This window comes from Marinovum sp. E3, from assembly GCF_055755275.1.
Genome location: NZ_CM146908.1, coordinates 3,273,923 through 3,291,923 on the forward strand (window position 1 = coordinate 3,273,923; position 18,001 = coordinate 3,291,923).

11 protein-coding genes are annotated in these 18,001 nt (G+C 67.1%); 4 read left to right on the forward strand and 7 right to left on the reverse strand.

Annotation, left to right across the window (positions count from 1 at the left end):
• Positions 1 to 2 precede the first annotated feature (2 nt).
• From AC0J5K_RS16075 to AC0J5K_RS16085, 3 genes are all read right to left on the reverse strand, one after another.
• Complete coding sequence (locus AC0J5K_RS16075) at positions 3 to 6,419, reverse strand: type I polyketide synthase (protein ID WP_274565761.1); 6,417 nt, start codon at positions 6,417 to 6,419, stop codon at positions 3 to 5.
• Between the two features lie 104 nt (positions 6,420 to 6,523).
• A complete protein-coding gene (locus AC0J5K_RS16080) occupies positions 6,524 to 7,891 on the reverse strand; it encodes an oligosaccharide flippase family protein (RefSeq protein WP_244526461.1) in 1,368 nt (455 codons plus the stop codon).
• Positions 7,892 to 7,899: 8 nt separating this feature from the next.
• Positions 7,900 to 8,739, reverse strand: a complete 840-nt coding sequence (locus tag AC0J5K_RS16085) for a glycosyltransferase family 2 protein (protein WP_244526462.1) — start codon at positions 8,737 to 8,739, stop codon at positions 7,900 to 7,902.
• A gap of 96 nt (positions 8,740 to 8,835) precedes the next feature.
• Between AC0J5K_RS16085 and epsE the strand changes: the two genes are divergently transcribed.
• Positions 8,836 to 10,095 carry an exopolysaccharide biosynthesis GT4 family glycosyltransferase EpsE gene (epsE, locus tag AC0J5K_RS16090; protein WP_074836082.1) on the forward strand — a complete coding sequence of 420 codons (1,260 nt, stop codon included), beginning with the start codon at positions 8,836 to 8,838 and terminating at the stop codon, positions 10,093 to 10,095.
• A gap of 51 nt (positions 10,096 to 10,146) precedes the next feature.
• Here the strand turns inward: epsE and AC0J5K_RS16095 are convergent, their stop codons facing one another.
• Genes AC0J5K_RS16095 through AC0J5K_RS16105 form a run of 3 tightly spaced genes read right to left on the reverse strand, consistent with a single transcriptional unit; the run spans position 10,147 to position 13,189 of the window.
• Positions 10,147 to 11,181, reverse strand: coding sequence for an ABC transporter substrate-binding protein (locus AC0J5K_RS16095; RefSeq protein ID WP_274565760.1), 1,035 nt, complete (start codon positions 11,179 to 11,181; stop codon positions 10,147 to 10,149).
• A complete protein-coding gene (locus AC0J5K_RS16100; protein ID WP_048533359.1) occupies positions 11,151 to 12,527 on the reverse strand; it encodes a sensor histidine kinase in 1,377 nt (458 codons plus the stop codon). The genes AC0J5K_RS16095 and AC0J5K_RS16100 overlap by 31 nt, the downstream gene beginning before the upstream one ends.
• Complete coding sequence (locus AC0J5K_RS16105) at positions 12,524 to 13,189, reverse strand: response regulator transcription factor (RefSeq protein ID WP_048533360.1); 666 nt, start codon at positions 13,187 to 13,189, stop codon at positions 12,524 to 12,526. The genes AC0J5K_RS16100 and AC0J5K_RS16105 overlap by 4 nt, the downstream gene beginning before the upstream one ends.
• 109 nt (positions 13,190 to 13,298) lie before the next feature.
• Between AC0J5K_RS16105 and AC0J5K_RS16110 the strand changes: the two genes are divergently transcribed.
• From AC0J5K_RS16110 to AC0J5K_RS16120, 3 genes are all read left to right on the forward strand, one after another.
• Positions 13,299 to 14,279 carry a tripartite tricarboxylate transporter substrate binding protein gene (locus tag AC0J5K_RS16110; RefSeq protein ID WP_048533361.1) on the forward strand — a complete coding sequence of 327 codons (981 nt, stop codon included), beginning with the start codon at positions 13,299 to 13,301 and terminating at the stop codon, positions 14,277 to 14,279.
• A 267-nt stretch (positions 14,280 to 14,546) separates the two neighbouring features.
• The gene (locus AC0J5K_RS16115; protein ID WP_048533362.1) at positions 14,547 to 15,029 is read left to right on the forward strand and encodes a tripartite tricarboxylate transporter TctB family protein; all 483 of its coding nucleotides are present in this window, start codon (positions 14,547 to 14,549) and stop codon (positions 15,027 to 15,029) included.
• Between the two features lie 12 nt (positions 15,030 to 15,041).
• Positions 15,042 to 16,559, forward strand: a complete 1,518-nt coding sequence (locus AC0J5K_RS16120) for a tripartite tricarboxylate transporter permease (protein WP_074836086.1) — start codon at positions 15,042 to 15,044, stop codon at positions 16,557 to 16,559.
• A 127-nt stretch (positions 16,560 to 16,686) separates the two neighbouring features.
• Here AC0J5K_RS16120 and AC0J5K_RS16125 read toward each other — a convergent pair whose 3' ends face one another.
• Positions 16,687 to 17,739, reverse strand: a complete 1,053-nt coding sequence (locus tag AC0J5K_RS16125) for an ABC transporter ATP-binding protein (RefSeq protein ID WP_074836088.1) — start codon at positions 17,737 to 17,739, stop codon at positions 16,687 to 16,689.
• Between the last annotated feature and the right edge of the window lie 262 nt (positions 17,740 to 18,001).

The window sequence follows — 18,001 nt, forward strand, 5'->3', positions numbered from 1 at the left end:
GGTCACTCCGCCGCTTTCTCACTCGGGACATACACAGGGGTCGGCGTTTCCGCCGCCTCGATCGCGGCGCGGATGCGGGCGGCAAGGACGCGGACATTGGGCTCCAGCACCATGGAATCATGGGTGCCCGGCACCTCTTCGACCTGGAGGCCCGGCACCCGGCCCGTCCAGTCGTTGTCGGGCAGCACATAGGCTCGGTCGGCATCCACCAGGCGCCCGCCCGACACCTGCCACTTGCCCCGCAGCGGCGGCCGGAACAGGTGCAGATTTCCGGTCCAACCGCGCAGCGGATAGCGGGCGATGGCCTCGTAGAACGCCGCCTCGATGGCGGCATTGTGGAACTGGTGCTCCGGCGCCGCTTCGGCCACGGGGCGCCGCCGCTTGTCGAACTCCCAGCGGATGCGCCGCGCCGCCCAGCGCAGCGGATAGGTCACGCCGCCGCGCCGCAGCTCCTGTACCTGAATCAGCGCGCGGTCCTTCAATGTCAGCTCGCGGCGCACCGGCAGGGGCGTGTCGAGCATGACCACAAGCGCCACCTCCTCGCCCGCCGCCTCGAGCTGATGGGCCATCTCGTAGGCGGTGATGCCGCCGCCGGAGAACCCGCCAAGCAGATAGGGGCCCCGCGGCTGTACCTGCCGCAGCTCGGCGATGTAGTCGCGGGCGGCCTCGCGGATATCGCGGTGCGGCTGGTCGTCGCCATAAAGTCCCCGCGCCTGAAGGCCATAGAAGGGCCGGTCGCTGCCGATCAGATTGGCAAGATGGCGCAGGTTGAGCACATTGCCGAACATGCCGGCGACAAGGAAGAACGGCGTGCGGTCGCTGCCCTCGCCTTCATGCATCGGCACCACATGGGTAAAGCGGCGTTGGTCCTCTTCGGTCCGCTGTGGCGCTGTCGTGCCCTCCTGCGGGCCGACGCGGGCCTCGATCAGCGCGGCGCAGGCGCGGATGGTGGGCGCCTCGAACAGCACCGAGATCGGGAATTCGGTGCGATAGGTCTTCTTGATCATCGCGAACAGCCGCACGGCGATCAGGCTGTGACCGCCGAGATCGAAGAAATTGTCCTCGGCACCGATCTCGCTGACCCCCAGAAGCTCTTGCCAGAAACCTGCGAGGGTGCGTTCGATATCGGTCTCCGGCGGCACGAAATCGGTGTCGAGGTCGGGGCGCTCGAACTGCTGGCCCGAGCCTTGCGGCGCGCCGGTCTCACCCGCCTGAGCGATCAGCGCCGGCAGGTCGAGCGACGAGACCACCAGCTGCGGCAGATCGGTCGCCAGGGCGCGCAGAAAGGCCTCGGCGCCCTCGTCGGGGCGGATGCCCTGGCTCAGATTGTGGTGCAGGCGTTCCTCGGCCGGCGACAGCGGCTGGATGTCCTGCGCCCGGTCAAAGCGCAGCTCGGCGGCGGTGGGCCGGGGCGCCGCGGCCAACCCGCCGGCGTCGAGCCGCTTGATCGAAAAGCCCTGGATGACGGCGCAGACATGGCCCTGCGCGTCGGTCAGGGTAATGTCGAACCGGGCGACGGGATCGGTGGCCCTGTTCGCCCCGGCGTTGCGCACCCAGCTCACCAACCGCTCCGGCAGCGGGCCAAAGACCTGGACCTGGCCATAGGACATCGGCACCCAGAGCGCCGCCCGGTCGTAGCCCGCGATCAGCTCCATCGCCCAGCCGGTGGCAATATCCATCAGCGCCGGGTGCAGCGGCGCGCCATCCTCCTGCGCCTCGGGCGGCAGAACAAGATCGGCGATGCCCTCGCCGGCGCCCAGCGCCGTGGCCCGCAGCACCCGCCAGCGGGGCCCGAAATCAAGATGCATCTCCTGCGCCGACCGCAGCGGGATATCGCTGAAATGCCCGCCCTCGCAGCGCGCGCGAATGGCGGCCAGGTCGACCGGCGGCGGCGCGGGCTGCGGCCGGAGCGCAAGCTCGGCCTCGGCATGAAGCTGCCAGCCGGTGCGGCCCTCGTGGCGAATGGCGCTGCGCACCTGCATGGCATAGCCGGCGTCGGAGCGGCGCAGGTAGAGGCGCACCTCGGTTTCGGCGCCGTCGGGGGTATAAAGCGGCCGCAGGAAGGTCAGGTCGCGGATCGCGAAAGGCCCGGTCTCGCCCTGCGCCGCCAGCGCCTCGGCGGCCAGCTCGAGATAGCCGGTGCCGGGCAGCAGCGCCTGGCCGTCGCGGGTGCGGTGTTCATCGAGCGCCCAGCGTTCGGCGGGCCGCCAGTTCGCCTCGAAGAGCCGCGCACCGGTGTCGTCAAAGGTGGCAATGTCGAGCAGCGGCAGGCCGACCGGTTCGCGCGGCGGCTCCGGCAGATCGCCGGTGCGTTCCGCCACGGCCTGGGCCGCCATGCCGACCTCGGACCAGATGCCCCAGTTGAGCGCCAGCACCCGGGTCTTGCCGTCGCGGCGAGCCTGGGCAAAGGCGTTGAGGTATTCATTGGCGGCGACGTAATCCACCTGACCGGCCGGGGCGGTGACGGTGGAGCTGGAAGAAAACAGCACCAGCCAGTCGAGCGTGCCGTCGGGAAAGACCTCGGCCAGCACCTTGGTGCCGTGGATCTTCGGCGTCAGAACGTTTTCGATGCCGATCTGCGTCTTGGTCAGCAGCGGCGCATCATCGACCACGCCGGCGGCATGGATCACGCCATGAAGCGCGCCGAACCGGGCGCGGGCATCGGCGGCCACGGCCTGCATCTGTTGCAGGTTGCTGACGTCGGCCTCGGCCAGCAGAACCTCGGCGCCCTGCGCCTCGAGCGCCAGCACCGCCTCGATCCGGCGAGCGGTGGCGTCCTGCGGCCCGTGGCTCTTGCAATACCGGTCCCAGGTGTCGCGTGCCGGCAGTGCGCCGCGCGACACCAGAACGATATGGCGCGCGCCCTCGGCCACCAGCCGGCGGGCGATGCTGAGGCCGATGCCACCAAAGCCGCCGGTGATAAGGTAGCTGCCGCCGTCCCGGATCTGCGGCGCGGGCGCGGCCGCGAGCGTCAGGGCCCGGGGGGCGCGGACAAAGCGCCGCGCGCCGCGCAGCGCGGCTTCGGCGGTCGTCGGCGGCGCCAGCAGGTCTTCGAGCACATGCAGGGCCAGCGCGTCGAGCCGGTCCTTGCTGCCGCGGCCTTCGGGCAGTTCGAGATCGATCATGGCGGTGGTCACGCCGGGCAGCTCGCGCGGGATCACCCGAAGCGGGCCGGCAAGCGTCGATTTCTCGGGCCAGCGCAGCGCCTCTTGCCGCACCCGGGCCGCGCCATTGGTCAGCGCGGTGATGTGCAGCGGCTTGGGCAGGTTTTCCTCTTCGATGGCCTGCGCGAGAAACAGCAGCGAATAGAACCCGTGCTCCTGCACCCGGTGGAAATAGGACGAGCCGGGGCGGTGGCTCTCGTCGCGGGTGACCAGCCAGAAATGCGCCACCCGGCCCGGCACCATGCCGCGCGCCATCAGATCGCGGATCAGGAGGTCATACCCCTCGCGGCCGCGTTCCGGCGCCAGCACGTAAGCGCTGTCGTCCGAGCGGGCAAAGGCATCGCCGGGCCAGACCTCGATCACGGTATGATTGGCGGCGCGCAGCCGCTCGGCGGTGCGCCGCGCCAGGCCGGCGTCATCCATGAACATCAGCCAGGTTTCCGGCGCGGTCAGATGCAGTTCGGCCTCGACATCCACTTCGCAGGCCGCCAGTTCCGGTACCCAGGCCATGCGGCTGGCCCAGGTCTCGATCTCGTCGGAACGGGTGAGGAAACGCTCGGCCCCGCTCTCGCGTACCTGCCCCGGCTCGATGTAATAGGTCTGATGCTGAAAGGCATAGGTCGGCAGTACCACGCGGTTGCGCCGCGCCTCGCCCCAGATCTGCGCCCAGTCGACCGCGACCCCCAGCGCCGAGAGACGGCCGAGCGCGGCAAGGAAATAGGCGTCATCCTCGATGCTGTCTTCGGGATGGCGCAAAGTGCCCAGCACCTGATTGGCCGGCAGATCGGGATGCAGACGGGCCAGCGAGGCCAGCGCCTTGCCCGGTCCGACTTCGAGAAAGACCCGGGGCTGGCCCTGCGCCAGCGTGCCGATGCAATCGGCGAACCGAACGGTGTTCCGAAGATGGCCGACCCAATAGTCGGGGTCGGTGGCCTCTTTGTCGGTGAGCGGCTGACCGGAGCGGTTGGAGATGATCGGGATCTGCGGCGGACGCAGCGCAATGCCTTGCAGATAGGCGCGGAAGTCGTCGAGGATCGGGTCGAGCATGGCGGAATGGGCCGCAATGTCGATGGCGACCCGCTGACAGTCGATGCCCTCTGCCGTCAGCCGCGCCTGCAAGGCCTCGAGCGCCGCCTGCGGGCCGGAGGCGACGGCAAGCTCGGGCGCGTTGACCGAAGCAAGGTCGAGATCCGCGCCAAGGTAGGGCGACAACGCCTCGGCCGAGAGCGAGACCGAAAGCATACCACCCTCTGGCACGCTGTCGAACAGCCGGCCGCGCAGGTGGACGAGACCGATGCAATCCTCGAAGGACATCACCCCGGCGAAGCAGGCGGCGGTGTTTTCGCCCATCGAATGGCCGACCAGCGCGGCCGGCGTGACGCCCCAGCTCTGCCAGAGCCTGGCCAGCGCGTATTCGACGATCATGATCAGCGGCAATTGCACCGAAGGCCGTGTCAGCCGCTGGTCGGCCGTGGCCCGGTCCTGCGCGCGCGGCAACCAGAGCGCGCGGATGTCGTAGTCGAGCTTCGGCTGAAGGATCGCCAGCCCGCGGTCGATCCAGTCGGCAAAGACCGGCTCGGTCTCGTAGAGATCGCGTGCCATGCCGGCATATTGCGCCCCGCCGCCGGGGAACATGAACACCACCTCGGGCGTGGCATCGAGCGCGCTATGGGCAAAGACCCGGCGCGGATCGAGCGTTTCCAGCAGGTCGGCGGCCTGGTCGTGGCTTTCGGCCACCAGAACCCGGCGGTGCTCGAACTTGCGCCGGCCGGTTTCCAGGGTATAGGTCACATCGGCCAGGGTCTGCTCGGGGTGGGCGCGCAGATGCGCGGCCAGGCGCCGGGCATTGGCCTCGACCGCGGCCTTGCTGCGGCCGGTGACGGTGAGGATCTGAAACGGCCAGTCGCTTTCCTCCGAGGCCGGACGCTCGGGCGCTTCTTCCACCACCAGATGCGCGTTGGTGCCGCCGACCCCCAGCGAATTGACCCCGGCACGGCGCGGACCCTTGTGGCTCTGCCACGGCGAGAGGCGGTCGTTGACGCGGAACGGAGAGTTTTCGAAATCGATCGACGGGTTGGGCGCCTCATAGCCGAGGCTCGGCGGAATTTCCCGGTGGTGCAGCGCCAACGAGGTCTTGATCAGGCTCGCCACACCGGCGGCGGTATCCAGATGGCCGATGTTGGTCTTGACCGATCCGATGCGGCAAAAGCCGGTCTGGTCGGTGGTTTCCTCGAAGGCCTGGGTCAAGGCGGCCACCTCGATGGGATCGCCCAGATAGGTGCCGGTGCCGTGGCATTCGACGTAATCGACGGTCTCGGCGCTGACCCCGGCCATTGCCTGCGCCTCGGCAATCGCCGCCGCCTGACCCTCGACCGAAGGCGCAAGGTAGCCGGCCTTGGCGGCGCCGTCGTTGTTGACCGCAGAGCCCTTGATCACGGCCCAGATCGGGTCGCCCTCGGCCAGCGCATCCTTGAGTCGCCGCAGCACAACCACGCCGACGCCCGAGCCGAAGACCGTGCCCTGCGCCCGGTGATCGAAGGCATGGCATTGCCCGTCGGGAGAGAGGATCTCGTTTTCCTTGTAGAGATACCCCCGGCCTTGCGGCAGCTCGATCGTGGCGCCGCCGGCCAGCGCCATGTCGCATTCGCCGTTGATCAGCGACTGGGCGGCGTAATGTGTCGCCACCAGCGAGGTGGAACAGGCGGTCTGGAGATTGAGCGAGGGGCCCTTGAGATCGAGGATATGGCTCAGGCGGGTGGCCATGAAATCCTTGTCATTGCCGGTATGGCGCAGCAGGAACATGCCGGTCTGATCCACCAGATCGGGGTTGGAACAGAGATTGAAGTAGAAATAGCTGCCCATGCCGCAACCGGCAAAAACCCCCACCGGGCCGCTGTCTGGCTCCGGGATGCGGCCGGCGGTTTCCAGCGCCTCCCAGGCGCATTCGAGGAACTGGCGATGCTGCGGATCCATGATCGCCGCGTCCTTGGGCGACAGGCCAAAGAACTCGGCGTCGAAATCGGCGAACCCGTCGAGCGGCGCGGCAAAGGGCACGTAGTTGCGATGGCGCAGCAGGCCCGGGCTTTCGCCGGCCTCGCGCAGCGCCGCGTCGCTCAGCCGCGTGATCGAGGACCGTCCGCTGCGCAGGTTGTCCCAGAAGGCATCGACAGATGCGGCGCCGGGCAGGCGCGCGGCCATGCCGACAATGGCAATATCAGTCTCGCTTATGGATGCGAGGTCGTAATCAACAGACATCCGGTAATCCCGTTTGCCCCCGGCTCCCGGAGGTACAGTCAAATTGAGGTAAAATTGCGGCGCCTTCCGGTTGAAGCGTCATCGCGTTTTCCTCCCCTTGTCGCTCATGGCAGTGCCGCCGGCATCACCCCGGGCATCAGCCGCAGGATCGCGTCGCCATTGATCATCCAGGCGCCCAGCGCGATCCCCACACCGACAGCGGCAAAGACCATGTCATGCAGCGGATCCCAGGCCTGCATCTTGCGCGCCAGCCGCACCACCATCGGATAGACCGCGATCATCGCGATCCCCTGCCCGGCCAGCGCCCCAAGCAAGCCGCCGAATTGCAGCCCGGCCAGCAGTCCTGTCACCATCAGGCAGGCCCGCGTCGCCTGAAGCAAGAAAAAACGCCGGCTGTCGCCTGCGGCTACGGCAGCCTGGTCATAGGTCAGCGCCGCGATCAGCGGAATCTGCGCGATGGCGATCACCACGGCGACCGGCCCGGCCAGAGCATAACGCGGGTCGTAAAGCAGGTCGACAAGCCAGACACCCGAGGCGGCAAACACCGCCTGAAGCGCCATCAGCCCGGTCGAGACCAGACCCCGCATCTTGCGCAGCTTGGCAAAATTCGCCGGATCGGCGCCAGGCGGGGTTTCGCGATAGATCGGGATCAGCACCTTGCGGGTGATCATCAGCCCCAGCAGCATCGGAAAGGAGGCCAGGAAAAAGCCGATATTGTAGACGCCGAACTGATCGATCGGCAGATAGCGGCCAAGGATGATCTTGTCGCCCTGATGATAGAGAAAGCCCACCAGTGTCGACAGGAAGATCCATTTGCCGAAATGGATCAACTCCTGCGCCGCCGGCTTTTCCCAGCGCAGGTGGTTGCGGCGCCCGGGCAGAAAGGCGGTGTTGAGCCAGAGCTGGACCAGGGCCGAAAGCAGCCCCGAGACGACCAGCGCCCAGACCGAGCGCAGCCAGAAGGCCAGCGCCACCGCGGTGACGATGCCGATCACCTGGGTCGCGATATCCAGAAGCGTCACCCGACCCAGCATCAGATGCCGGTTGGCGGTTTCCATCTTGGTCGGGTTGAAGCCCTGCACGATCAGGGTCAGCCCCATGGCGGGCAAGAGCAACAGCAGCATCGGCTCGCCGTAGATCTGCGACACCGGCCAGGCCAGAGCGCAGGCGGCCAGCCAGAGACAGAAACCGCGCACCACCTGGATGGTCCAGGCGGTGTCGAGGAAATCGGCATCGTCGCCGCGCTTGCTCTGCTGGATCGCGGGGGCGACGCCGACATCGGAAAACATCTGCAAACCCTGAAGAAACACCATCGTCAGGGCCATCATGCCGAAAGCCTCGGGAAACAGCAGCCGTGTCAGGATCAGGTTCGAGGCCAGCCGGATCAATTGCGCGCTGCCGAACCCGCCCAGGGTGAACAGCGCCGAACGCAGCGCCCGGGCCGTCAGCGAGCTGCCGCGGAATATCTGCATCACCGCGATCATCGGCCCCGGCTCCAGCCCTTGTCGGTGCCAAGACGGGTGGCCAGGGCGACGCCGGCATAGACGGCAAACCCCGCCGGATCGTTCAGCGCCAGGCGCAGCTTGCCGGCGGCGCCCAGCGGCGGTTTTTCGTCATTGGCGGCCAGCGCCGGATACAACCGCCGTATCTCAGTCACGCCGATGTTCTGCCGCCGCCGCACCCGCACCAGCGCGCGCCACCCCTCGACCAGCGGCCAGCGATAGCGGCCCGGCACGGCATGGCGTTCGGCCGCGCTGAAATGCAGCCTGGCAAAGGTGTCGTCAGAGATGATCGGCGGCCAGTCGGCCCAGCGCGCGCGCCCCGCGGCGTTCACCGCGAACAATCCGCAGCCCGGCACGCCCCGGGCGATGAAGGGCACCTGACGATAAACCCGGGCATAGGCCCGCGAGACGGCGCTGCGCGGCTGGACGATCTCCAGCGTGCCACTGCCATAGGCCGGCACGGGGCCGCTCAGATGCTCTGCCAATTGTCCCAAAACGTCCTCGTAAACCGTCACATCCGCATCGAGATAAGCACGCACCGGCGCCGCGGCAATCGCGTCGCCGGCATTGAGCGCCGCAATCTTGCTGCCCTCGGCCAGTTCCAGCACGTCGAGCCGCCAGCCCCGGGCGTCAAAGCCGGGGCCCATCGCGCGCGCCAGATCGGCGGTCGCGTCCCGGCAGCCGTTGGCCACAACCACGACCTGCGCCCGCATCGGCCCCCGTGACGCCAGAACCGCGGCGAGGCAAGCCCGAATCCAAGCCGCCTCGTCATGTGCGGGAATGACGACGGTCAGGTCGAAAGAAGCCTCAGGTGGCACGGCAGGGCCTCTTGTTCGAATAAGTTCTGCATCCAGACTATACATGCAACTGTGGCCAAACGATGATGCAGCGCAGAAAATCTGTGGAAAGTGCATATGTCCCTGCCGCAAAAGCTCGGTTACCTAGTGCCTCAGTTTCCGGGGCAGACACATATCTTTTTCTGGCGCGAGATTGCCGCGCTCGAGGCGATGGGCGTGGCGCCGGTGCTGTTTTCCACCCGCCGCCCGCCACCGGGACTGATTGCCCACGACTGGTCGCAGGCGGCGATGGCGCGGACCACCTATCTCGGCGAGGTCTCGCTGCGTCGGGCGCTCCGGGTCCTGCCGCGGCTGCCCTGGGGCGAACTCCTGCGCGAGGTCGGGCGCGACGGCACCTCGGTGCTGAAAGACGTGCTGATCTGCGCCGCCGCCGGCGACGCACTGCGCGATCATTGTCGGCGCGAGGGGGTTTCGCATGTGCATGTGCATTCCTGTGCCCGGGGTGCCCTGATCGCCGCTTTCGCGCGGCATCTGGGCGGTCCGGGCTATTCGCTGACGTTGCATGGGCCGCTTTCCGACTACGGCCGGGGCCAGCGCTACAAATGGCGGCACGCCCGGTTTGCCACGGTGATCACCCGCAGGCTGATCGCCGAAATGCAGGCCGAACAACCTGCGGATCTGCCGCCGATGATCCTGCGGCCGATGGGGGTCGACACCGAGTACCTGCGCCGCGACACGCCTTACGAACCGGTGCAACCCGGCGCGCCGCTGCGGGTCTTTGCCTGCGGCCGGCTCAACGTGGTCAAGGGCCATCAGGATCTGATCGAGGCGGTGCGCCAGCTGCGCGCCGCCGGCCATGACGTCCGCCTCGAGATCGCCGGACAAGACGACGCCGGCGGCAGCGGGTTCCGCCTGGTTCTGGAACAGCTGATCCGGCAGCACGGGCTGGGCGAACACGTGCGCCTGCTGGGCGCGATCGACGCGGCGGCGGTGAAGGCCAAGCTGCTCGACGCGCATGTCTTTGCGCTGGCGAGCTGGCACGAGCCGCTGGGCGTGGCCTACATGGAGGCGATCGCCTGCGGCGTGCCCACCATCGGCACCGATGCCGGCGGCGTGCCCGAGCTGATCGACGATGGGGTCGAGGGGCTGCTGGTGCCGCCGAAAGCACCTGCGGCCCTGGCCGCCGCGCTGCTCCGGATCGCCGGGGATCCGCAGCTTGCGCAACGGCTCAGCGCCACCGGCCGCGCCCGGATCGAACGCGACTACGCCGCGCGGCTCGGGGCCGAAGTGATCGTCGATCAGATGCGCAAGGCCCTGACGCGCGAGGGGGCCGGCGCCCGCCCCGGGCCTGATCCGGGGCCTCCCGGTGGGCACTGACGAAGCGGTCCCGGAGCGGCTCCGGGACGGGCGGGCGCAGGCGCGCGCGCCTCACTCCTGCAAGATCGCGTTGGTCCATTCGTTCTCGAAGGCGGCGCGTTTGAGCCGGTCGAGATAGACCAGCAGCCCGGGGCCGAGGTTGATCCGGCTCAGCGCCATCTCGCTGTTGCTCAGCCAGCGGTCGACCGACAGCAGCGGATCGCGGCCAAAGGCCTGGGCCAGGACGTGATCGACGAAATCGCCGGCCAGCTCCGGCTCCGGCGCGCCCTGCGGGATGACGGCGGTGCGCAGCATGATGGTGGTGAAATCCGACGGCAGGATGATGCTGATCCCCGACAGGTCCTGGCGCTGCAAGGCATAGCTGCCCAGCACGTTGTAGGCGACGAACAGATCGCCGCCGGAAACCGCATCGATCATCTGCGACGAGCAGCAATAGAGCCGCGCGCCAAGCCCGCCCATCACCTCGGTCAGCCGCCAGTAGGTTTCCGACACCCGGCTTTCCTGCGTCGCGAAGAGATAGCCCAGACCCGATTGGCGCACGTCGTAGGTGCCCACTTTGCCGCGAAACCGCTCGGGATTGCGGCGCAGCACGTCGATCAGGTCCTGGCGGCTGCGCGGAATGCCCTCGGCGGCAAAGGCGGCGTCGGATACGACAATCGCCGCCGGCTCCTGGGTGAAGGCAAAGACCATGTCGTTCCACTTGGCCCAGGCCGGCACCTCGCGCGTCACCTCGGAGCTGTGGCGCTGCACATGGCCATCGTTGGCCAGCTTGGTCTGAAGATCCATGGCGCTGGAAATCACCAGGTCATAGGCATCGCCCCCGTCGGTCGCGGCCTGCATCACATCGGTGGAACTGGCGACGATGTAGTCGATGCCGATCTCCGGCGCGGTGCGAAGGTAGCTCTCGATCCGCGGCGCAAAGATCGCGGTGTCGGTGGTCGAGAGGATGCGCAGGCTGCGCGCGGCATCCGCGGGGCCGAAACGCCGGCGATCCTCGATCTCGAGTGCCGCCGCCAGGCTGGCGCAGATCATCAGCAGCGCGGCCGGGACAGACCTCAGGGCAAGGGAAAGAGCAGACTGGCGCATGCACCGCCTCCGTGTTGATTATCGAGGTGCAGCCGGCCGCCATGGGCGGTGACAACATCCTGAACGATGGTCAGCCCGAGTCCCGAGCCGATGACGCCCTTGGCATTGCTGCCGCGCGCGAAACGTTCAGTCAGGGCGGCGCTGGTGCCCGGCGGAAAGCCGGGGCCCTCGTCGCGCACCTCGAGCCGGACGGCCCGCGCGTCGCGGCGCAGCGAGATCTCGATCCTGGTGTCGGCGGGGCTGTATTTGACGGCATTGTCCAGCAGGTTGCGGACGGCACTTTGCAGCAGGATGGCATCGCCGCTGATCGTCGCCGGGTCGGCATGGGGGATGTCGAGCCCGATGTCGGCGATCTCGGCCACCGGGCGGATGCGTTCCACCGCGTCGCGCATCAGCGCCCTGAGATCGACCCTGTCGCGCGGCAGGCTGTCGAGCCGGAACGAGACCATGGCGTGATCGAGCAACTGCCCCGCGGTCCGCGAGCTTTCGTCGATCGCCTCGATCATCTCGGCCATGGCCTTGCGGTTCTCGGGTTTGTGGATCTGGCGCTGGATGATCTCGGCCTTGGTGCGCACCACCGCCAGCGGCGTGCGTACCCTGTGGGCAGCCTCGGCGATGAAATCCTCGGACCGGTTGAGCGAGGCTTCGAGCCGCGCCATGAAGCCGTTGAGCGAGGTCACGAGGCGCGCCATTTCCTGCGGCACCGGCGCGTTTACCGGGCGCAGATCGGTCGGGCCGCGGCGCGAGACCGAGGCGGTCAGCCGGTCGAGCGGCTGGATCGTGGCGCGGGCGATCAGCAGCGCCAGCACCACGGTCAGCGCAAAGAACCCCGCACCGACGGCAAGCGACAGCCGCGAGGTCCAGGCCAGGGTCTGGCGCTGGCCCGACAAGGTCTGGGCGACGCTGACCTCGAGCACATTGCGGCCGAGATCGGTGGCGAAGGGCCGCGTGACGGCGGCGATCCGCACCGCCTCGCCCAGAAATTCCGCCGAGAGCTGCGCCGTGCCCCGCGCGCCCACCCGCGGCGGGCGCGGCAGCTCGGCATAGCCGGTGAGCAGCTCGTCCCCCAGCCGCACCGCATAGAACACCCGCTCGTCGGTGATGCTGTCGAGCATCGAGAGCGCGGCATACGGCAGGTCGACCATGACCGAGCCATCGACGATCCGGGCGCTGTCGATCACCGACAGCGCCGACGCGGTGAGGATATTGTCCTGGCTCTGCTGCGCCACCTGGCGTGCCACCGATTGCACCAGGAAATAGACCAGTACCGCCAGCACCGCCGAGGCACAGAGCAGCAGCACCAGCAGCCGGCGGCGGATCGAGCCCTGGACCACCGGCCGGGTCATGTCTGCTCCAGCTTGTAGCCCAGACCACGCACGGTGGTGATGGTCACATCCGAGCCGGCCAGATGCTTGCGAAGCCGCGCCACATAGACCTCGATGGCGTTTTCCGAGACCTCCTCGTCATACGAAAACAGCCGGTCGACCAACGCCGGCTTGGAAAAGATCATCCCCGGCGCATTGATCAGAACCTCAAAGAGCCGCAGCTCCCTGGTGCGCAACTGGGTCGCGGCGGCGCCGACATGCAGCACGCCGGAGGCGGAATCGAAACGAATCGCCCCGAGGCTCAGCACGCTGCTGGCGCTGCTGCCCCGGCGCCGCAACACCGCCCGGCACCGCGCCTCGAGCTCGGCGAAATCGATCGGTTTGACCATGTAATCGTCGGCCCCGAGATCGAGCAGGCTGATCCTGTCCGAGATTTCCGAGCGGGCGGTCAGTACGATGGTGGGGGTGCGGTTCTCGGTCAGCCGCAGGTGGGTGAGAAAGCTGCTTCCGTCACCGTCCGGCAACATAATATCCAGCAAAATCATATCGTAAGAGGTGGTCGCCACGTAATCCCGCGCGGTCTCGAGATCGCCGGCATGATCGACGACATGGCCGTCGAGACTGAGCCGGTCGACCACCGCCGCCGCCAGCGGCGCATTGTCCTCGATCAGTAAAAAACGCACGCCGCTCCCTACCCTTCCGCGTCCCGTGTCAGCTTGGTGTCAGGTTACGGGACCAAACCCCTCTCACATGACGCGCATATGCCATGCCGTCAAACGGGAGGAACAACTTATGACATTCGAACTGGGCCGTCGCGCCCTTCTGGCCGCGGCTGCGGCCGTCGCATTCACCGGGTCGGCGCTGGCCGAAAGCCACCAGGTGCTCGACAAGGTGCATTTCCTGATCCCCGGCGGCGCCGGCGGCGGCTGGGACGGCACCGCGCGCGGCACCGGCGAGGCGCTGACCAAGGCGGGTCTCGCAGGCACCGCATCTTACGAAAACATGTCTGGCGGCGGTGGCGGCAAGGCGATCGGCTATCTGATCGAGAACGCCGAAAGCCTGCATGACACGCTGATGGTGAATTCGACCCCGATCGTCATCCGCTCGCTCACCGGCGTCTTCCCGCACAACTTCCGCGACCTGACGCTGGTGGCCGGCACCATCGGCGATTATGCGGCGCTGGTGGTCAACGCCGACAGCGACATCGACAATATGGAAGATCTGCTGGCGGCCTTCGACGCCGATGCCAATGCCACCGCCATCGGCGGCGGTTCGGTGCCCGGCGGCATGGACCACCTGGTCGCGGCCATGGTGATGGAAGCGGCCGGCAAGGACGCGCTGAACGTCAAATACATCCCCTATGACGCCGGCGGCAAGGCCATGGCGGCGCTGCTCTCGGGCGAGATCAAGGCGCTGTCGACCGGCTTTTCCGAAGCCGTGGCCCTGGCCGAGGCGGGTGAGGTCAAGATCATCGGCGTCACCTCCGACGAACGCGTCGACGCCTACGCCGATGCGCCGACGATGAAGGAACAGGGCATCGAGACCACCTTCATCAACTGGCGCGGCTTCTTTGGCGCCCCCGGCATGCCGGAAGACAGGGTCGCCCTCTACCAGGACGCCATCGCCAAGATGTACGACACCCCGGAATGGGAAGCCGTGCGCGCCCGCAACGGCTGGGTCAACATCCACAACCCCGGCGATGAGTTCAAAGCCTTCCTCGAAGGCCAGGAAAAGGTGATCGGCGATCTGATGAAGAAGCTCGGCTTCCTCTGATCCGCCACCGGGGCGAGGGGCCAGCCCCTCGCGCTCCCCGCGGTATTTGCAGCAAGAGGAAGGGGGGACGCCATGTCTCCCCTTCCCGAAGGCAGCGCCTTCCCCTTGCACGGTCATCGGCTCCTCAGCCTGTACCGTGGACCCAGATTACCGCGCATTTGGTTAAATTTGTCTTTCCTCTTGCCGAAAATACCCTCGGGGGGCCGCCGCAGGCGGCGGGGCAGCGCCCCGAACCGAGGCCGGCAGAGACCCCTCAGGAGACCTGGAATGGCCCTCGATCGCTGGATCGCCTTCGTCATACTCTGTGTGGCACTCGCCTACGCCTATGCGGCGTTCTTCACCATGGACCATCTGCTGCCGCCTTTCATGCAGCGCAATCCGATCTGGCCGAGCACCTTTCCCAAGGTGCTTTCGGTGCTGGCCATTCTCACCGCGCTGGTGATCCTGCTGGGGCTCGAGAAAGCGCCCGAGAGCGACAAGGCGCCCGACATCGACTACCGTCGCCTGCCCGACTACCACCTGGTCCCGGCGCTGGCGCTGCTGGCGCTGATGGCGGCCTATGCGCTGCTCTTGCGCCCGGCGGGGTTCCTGCTGGCCACCGCTGGCTTCCTGACCCTGGGCGGGGCCATTCTGGGCGAACGCAAGTTTCACATCCTGCTGCCGGTCGCCGGCCTCGCCACCGGCGTGGTCTGGTACCTGGTCGAGCAGGTCCTGGGCATCTTCCTGCGCCCGCTGCCATTTTTCCTGTAAGGAGCACGAGACATGATTGAAGGTCTTCTCATCGGCCTCGGCGCTGCCTTTTCGCTGCAAAACCTGATCATGGTGATTGCCGGTTGTCTGATCGGCACCTTCATCGGCATGTTGCCGGGGCTGGGCCCGATGTCGATCATCGCCATCATGATCCCGGTGGCGATCACCATCGGCGATCCTTCCGCAGCGCTGATCCTCCTGGCCGGGGTGTATTACGGCGCGATCTTCGGCGGCTCGACCTCGTCGATCCTGCTCAACGCGCCCGGCGTGGCCGGCACCGTGGCCACCAGTTTCGACGGCTATCCCATGGCCCGCCGCGGCCAGGCCGGCAAGGCGCTGACCATCGCCGCCATCGCTTCGTTCTGCGGCGGCACCATCGGGGCGATCCTGCTGATGGTTTTTGCACCGATGCTCTCGACCGTGGCACTGCTGTTCCATTCGGCGGAATATTTCGCGTTGATGGTGGTGGGGCTCTCGGCGATTGCCGCCTTTGCCGGCACCGGAAACGTGGCCAAGGCGGTGCTGATGACGCTGCTTGGCCTGATCATGGCCACCGTGGGCGAAGGCGCGCTGTTCAACATGCCGCGGTTCACCATGGGGCTGATGGATCTGCAATCCGGCTTCAGCTTCATCACCCTGGCAATGGCGATGTTCGCCCTGCCGGAAGCGCTGTTCCTTGTACTCAACCCGGCGCGTTCGGCCCAGGGCAGCGGCAACGGCAAGATCGAGAACCTGCGCATCTCGCGCCCCGAGGCGCGCCAGATCGCGCCGGTGATCGGCCGCCAGTCGATTCAGGGCTTCTTCATCGGCGTCCTGCCCGGGGCGGGGGCCACCATTGCCTCGTTCCTCGGCTACGCGGTCGAGCGCAACATCGCCTCCAAGGACGAGCAGGCCGAGTTCGGCAAGGGATCGGTCAAGGGCCTGGCCGCGCCGGAATGCGCCAACAATGCAGCCTGCACCGGCTCTTTCGTGCCGCTGCTGACGCTGGGCATTCCCGGCTCGGGCACCACTGCGATCCTGCTGGGCGCGCTGATCGCGCTCAATGTCACGCCGGGACCGCGGCTGATGATCGACGAGCCGCAGATCTTCTGGGCGGTGATCATCTCGATGTACATCGGCAACCTGGTGCTGCTGGTGCTGAATCTGCCGCTGATCCCCTATATCGCCAAGGTGCTGGCGATCCCGCGCAACTATCTGATTCCCTTCATCCTGTTCTTTACCCTGATGGGCAGTTACATCGGCCAGAACAACGCAACCGAGCTCTTGATCCTGGTCGGCATGGGGATCTGCGCCACCATCCTGCGGTTTGCCGATTACCCGCTGGCGCCGCTGCTGATCGGCTTCATCCTCGGCCGGATGCTGGAAGACAACTTCGCCCGTTCGATGCAGCTCTACGACGGCGTCAGCTTCATCATCGACCGGCCGATGACGCTGGGCCTGCTGGTGGTGGCCATCCTGCTGGTCGTGGTGCCCAGCTACCGCGCCCGCCGCGCCAGGGCCCGGCAGGCCGGCATCGCCGACGGCGATTGAACGAGCGGCGGGGCCGAGCGCGGCGCAATCGGTGCCCCTCCGTGCGCCTCTGGAGTTAAGACCCGAGCGGTCCGCGCGGGGCCCATGGCCGGCGGCAGGGTCGGTTGCCAGGGCGGCGGGATGACGGTCACGCCGCGAGGCGCAATCCAGTGGCTGCATCGAAGAGATGGGTATGCACTTGATCGACCCCGAGGCTCAAAACCTCGCCGGGCTGCGCCGCGATCCGTTCCCGGAACACGCCAAAGACCTTCTGGCCGGCGATCGACATGGTGACTTGAGTTTCCGAGCCCATCGGCTCGACCACAACAACCTCGGCCCTGATCCCGCCTTGAGGATCGAGGCGGAAATGCTCCCGGCGGACCCCGTAGACCACAGGCTTGCCGGAAGGCAAGGCGGCCGGGGCCGGCAGCCGCGCATCGCCGGCAATGAATTGCGCCGCCTCCATATGCCCGTCGATGAAATTCATCGAAGGCGAGCCGATGAAGGCGGCGACGAACTGGTTGACCGGATTGTCGTAGAGATCGAGAGGGGAGCCTATCTGCTCGATCCGACCACCGTTCAGCACCACGATCTTGTCGGCCATGGTCATCGCTTCGACTTGGTCGTGGGTGACGTAGATCGTGGTGGTCTTCAGCTTCTGGTGCAGCGCCTTGATCTCGCCGCGCATTACCACGCGCAGCTTGGCGTCGAGGTTCGACAGCGGCTCGTCGAAAAGGAACACCTTGGGGTCGCGCACAATGGCGCGGCCCATCGCGACCCGCTGGCGCTGCCCGCCGGAGAGCTGACCGGGGCGGCGTTCGAGATAGGGCTCGAGGCCGAGGATTCTGGCGGCCCAATCGACCCGCTCCTTGATCTCGGACTTCGAGGCGCCGCGGTGATGCAGAGAAAAGCCCATGTTGTCCGCGACCGTCATGTGCGGATAGAGCGCGTAGTTCTGAAACACCATGGCAATGTCACGCTGCTTGGGCTCGAGATCATTGACCACTTTGTCGCCGATCACGATCTCGCCGCCGCTGATGGTCTCCAGCTCCGCCAGCATCCGCAGCAGCGTGGACTTGCCGCAGCCCGAGGGGCCGACGAGGACGACGAACTCGCCGTCGGCGATGTCGATCTCGACGCCGTGGATCACATGGACCGCGCCATAGGCTTTTTGCACGTCCGAGAAGGTTACTTGGGCCATGGGATCAGCCTTTCAGTCCGGTATGGGCCAGTCCTTCGACGAACTGACGCTGGGCGATGACAAAAACGATGAGCACGGGGATGGCCGTCATCGTCGCGGCCGCAAGCTGGATGTTCCACATCGCACCGCCGTAGGGTCATCCGGAACGAAGTGAATAAGCGCGCCAAGCGAGCAGCAAACCATCACGCGACTGCGTTGGTCATTTTTTGTCCACCTTACTCTGGAACGAAGCCTATCGCCTGAAAGACCGCAGGCCCGATAC

Coding starts and splice junctions, on each gene's coding strand:
- AC0J5K_RS16100 (WP_048533359.1), bottom strand. CDS start 12,527: ATGACCCGGCCGGTGGTCCAGGGCTCGATCCGCCGCCGGCTGCTGGTG.
- AC0J5K_RS16080 (WP_244526461.1), bottom strand. CDS start 7,891: ATGCAGATATTCCGCGGCAGCTCGCTGACGGCCCGGGCGCTGCGTTCG.
- AC0J5K_RS16115 (WP_048533362.1), top strand. CDS start 14,547: ATGGCCCTCGATCGCTGGATCGCCTTCGTCATACTCTGTGTGGCACTC.
- AC0J5K_RS16110 (WP_048533361.1), top strand. CDS start 13,299: ATGACATTCGAACTGGGCCGTCGCGCCCTTCTGGCCGCGGCTGCGGCC.
- AC0J5K_RS16075 (WP_274565761.1), bottom strand. CDS start 6,419: ATGTCTGTTGATTACGACCTCGCATCCATAAGCGAGACTGATATTGCC.
- AC0J5K_RS16095 (WP_274565760.1), bottom strand. CDS start 11,181: ATGCGCCAGTCTGCTCTTTCCCTTGCCCTGAGGTCTGTCCCGGCCGCG.
- epsE (WP_074836082.1), top strand. CDS start 8,836: ATGTCCCTGCCGCAAAAGCTCGGTTACCTAGTGCCTCAGTTTCCGGGG.
- AC0J5K_RS16120 (WP_074836086.1), top strand. CDS start 15,042: ATGATTGAAGGTCTTCTCATCGGCCTCGGCGCTGCCTTTTCGCTGCAA.
- AC0J5K_RS16125 (WP_074836088.1), bottom strand. CDS start 17,739: ATGGCCCAAGTAACCTTCTCGGACGTGCAAAAAGCCTATGGCGCGGTC.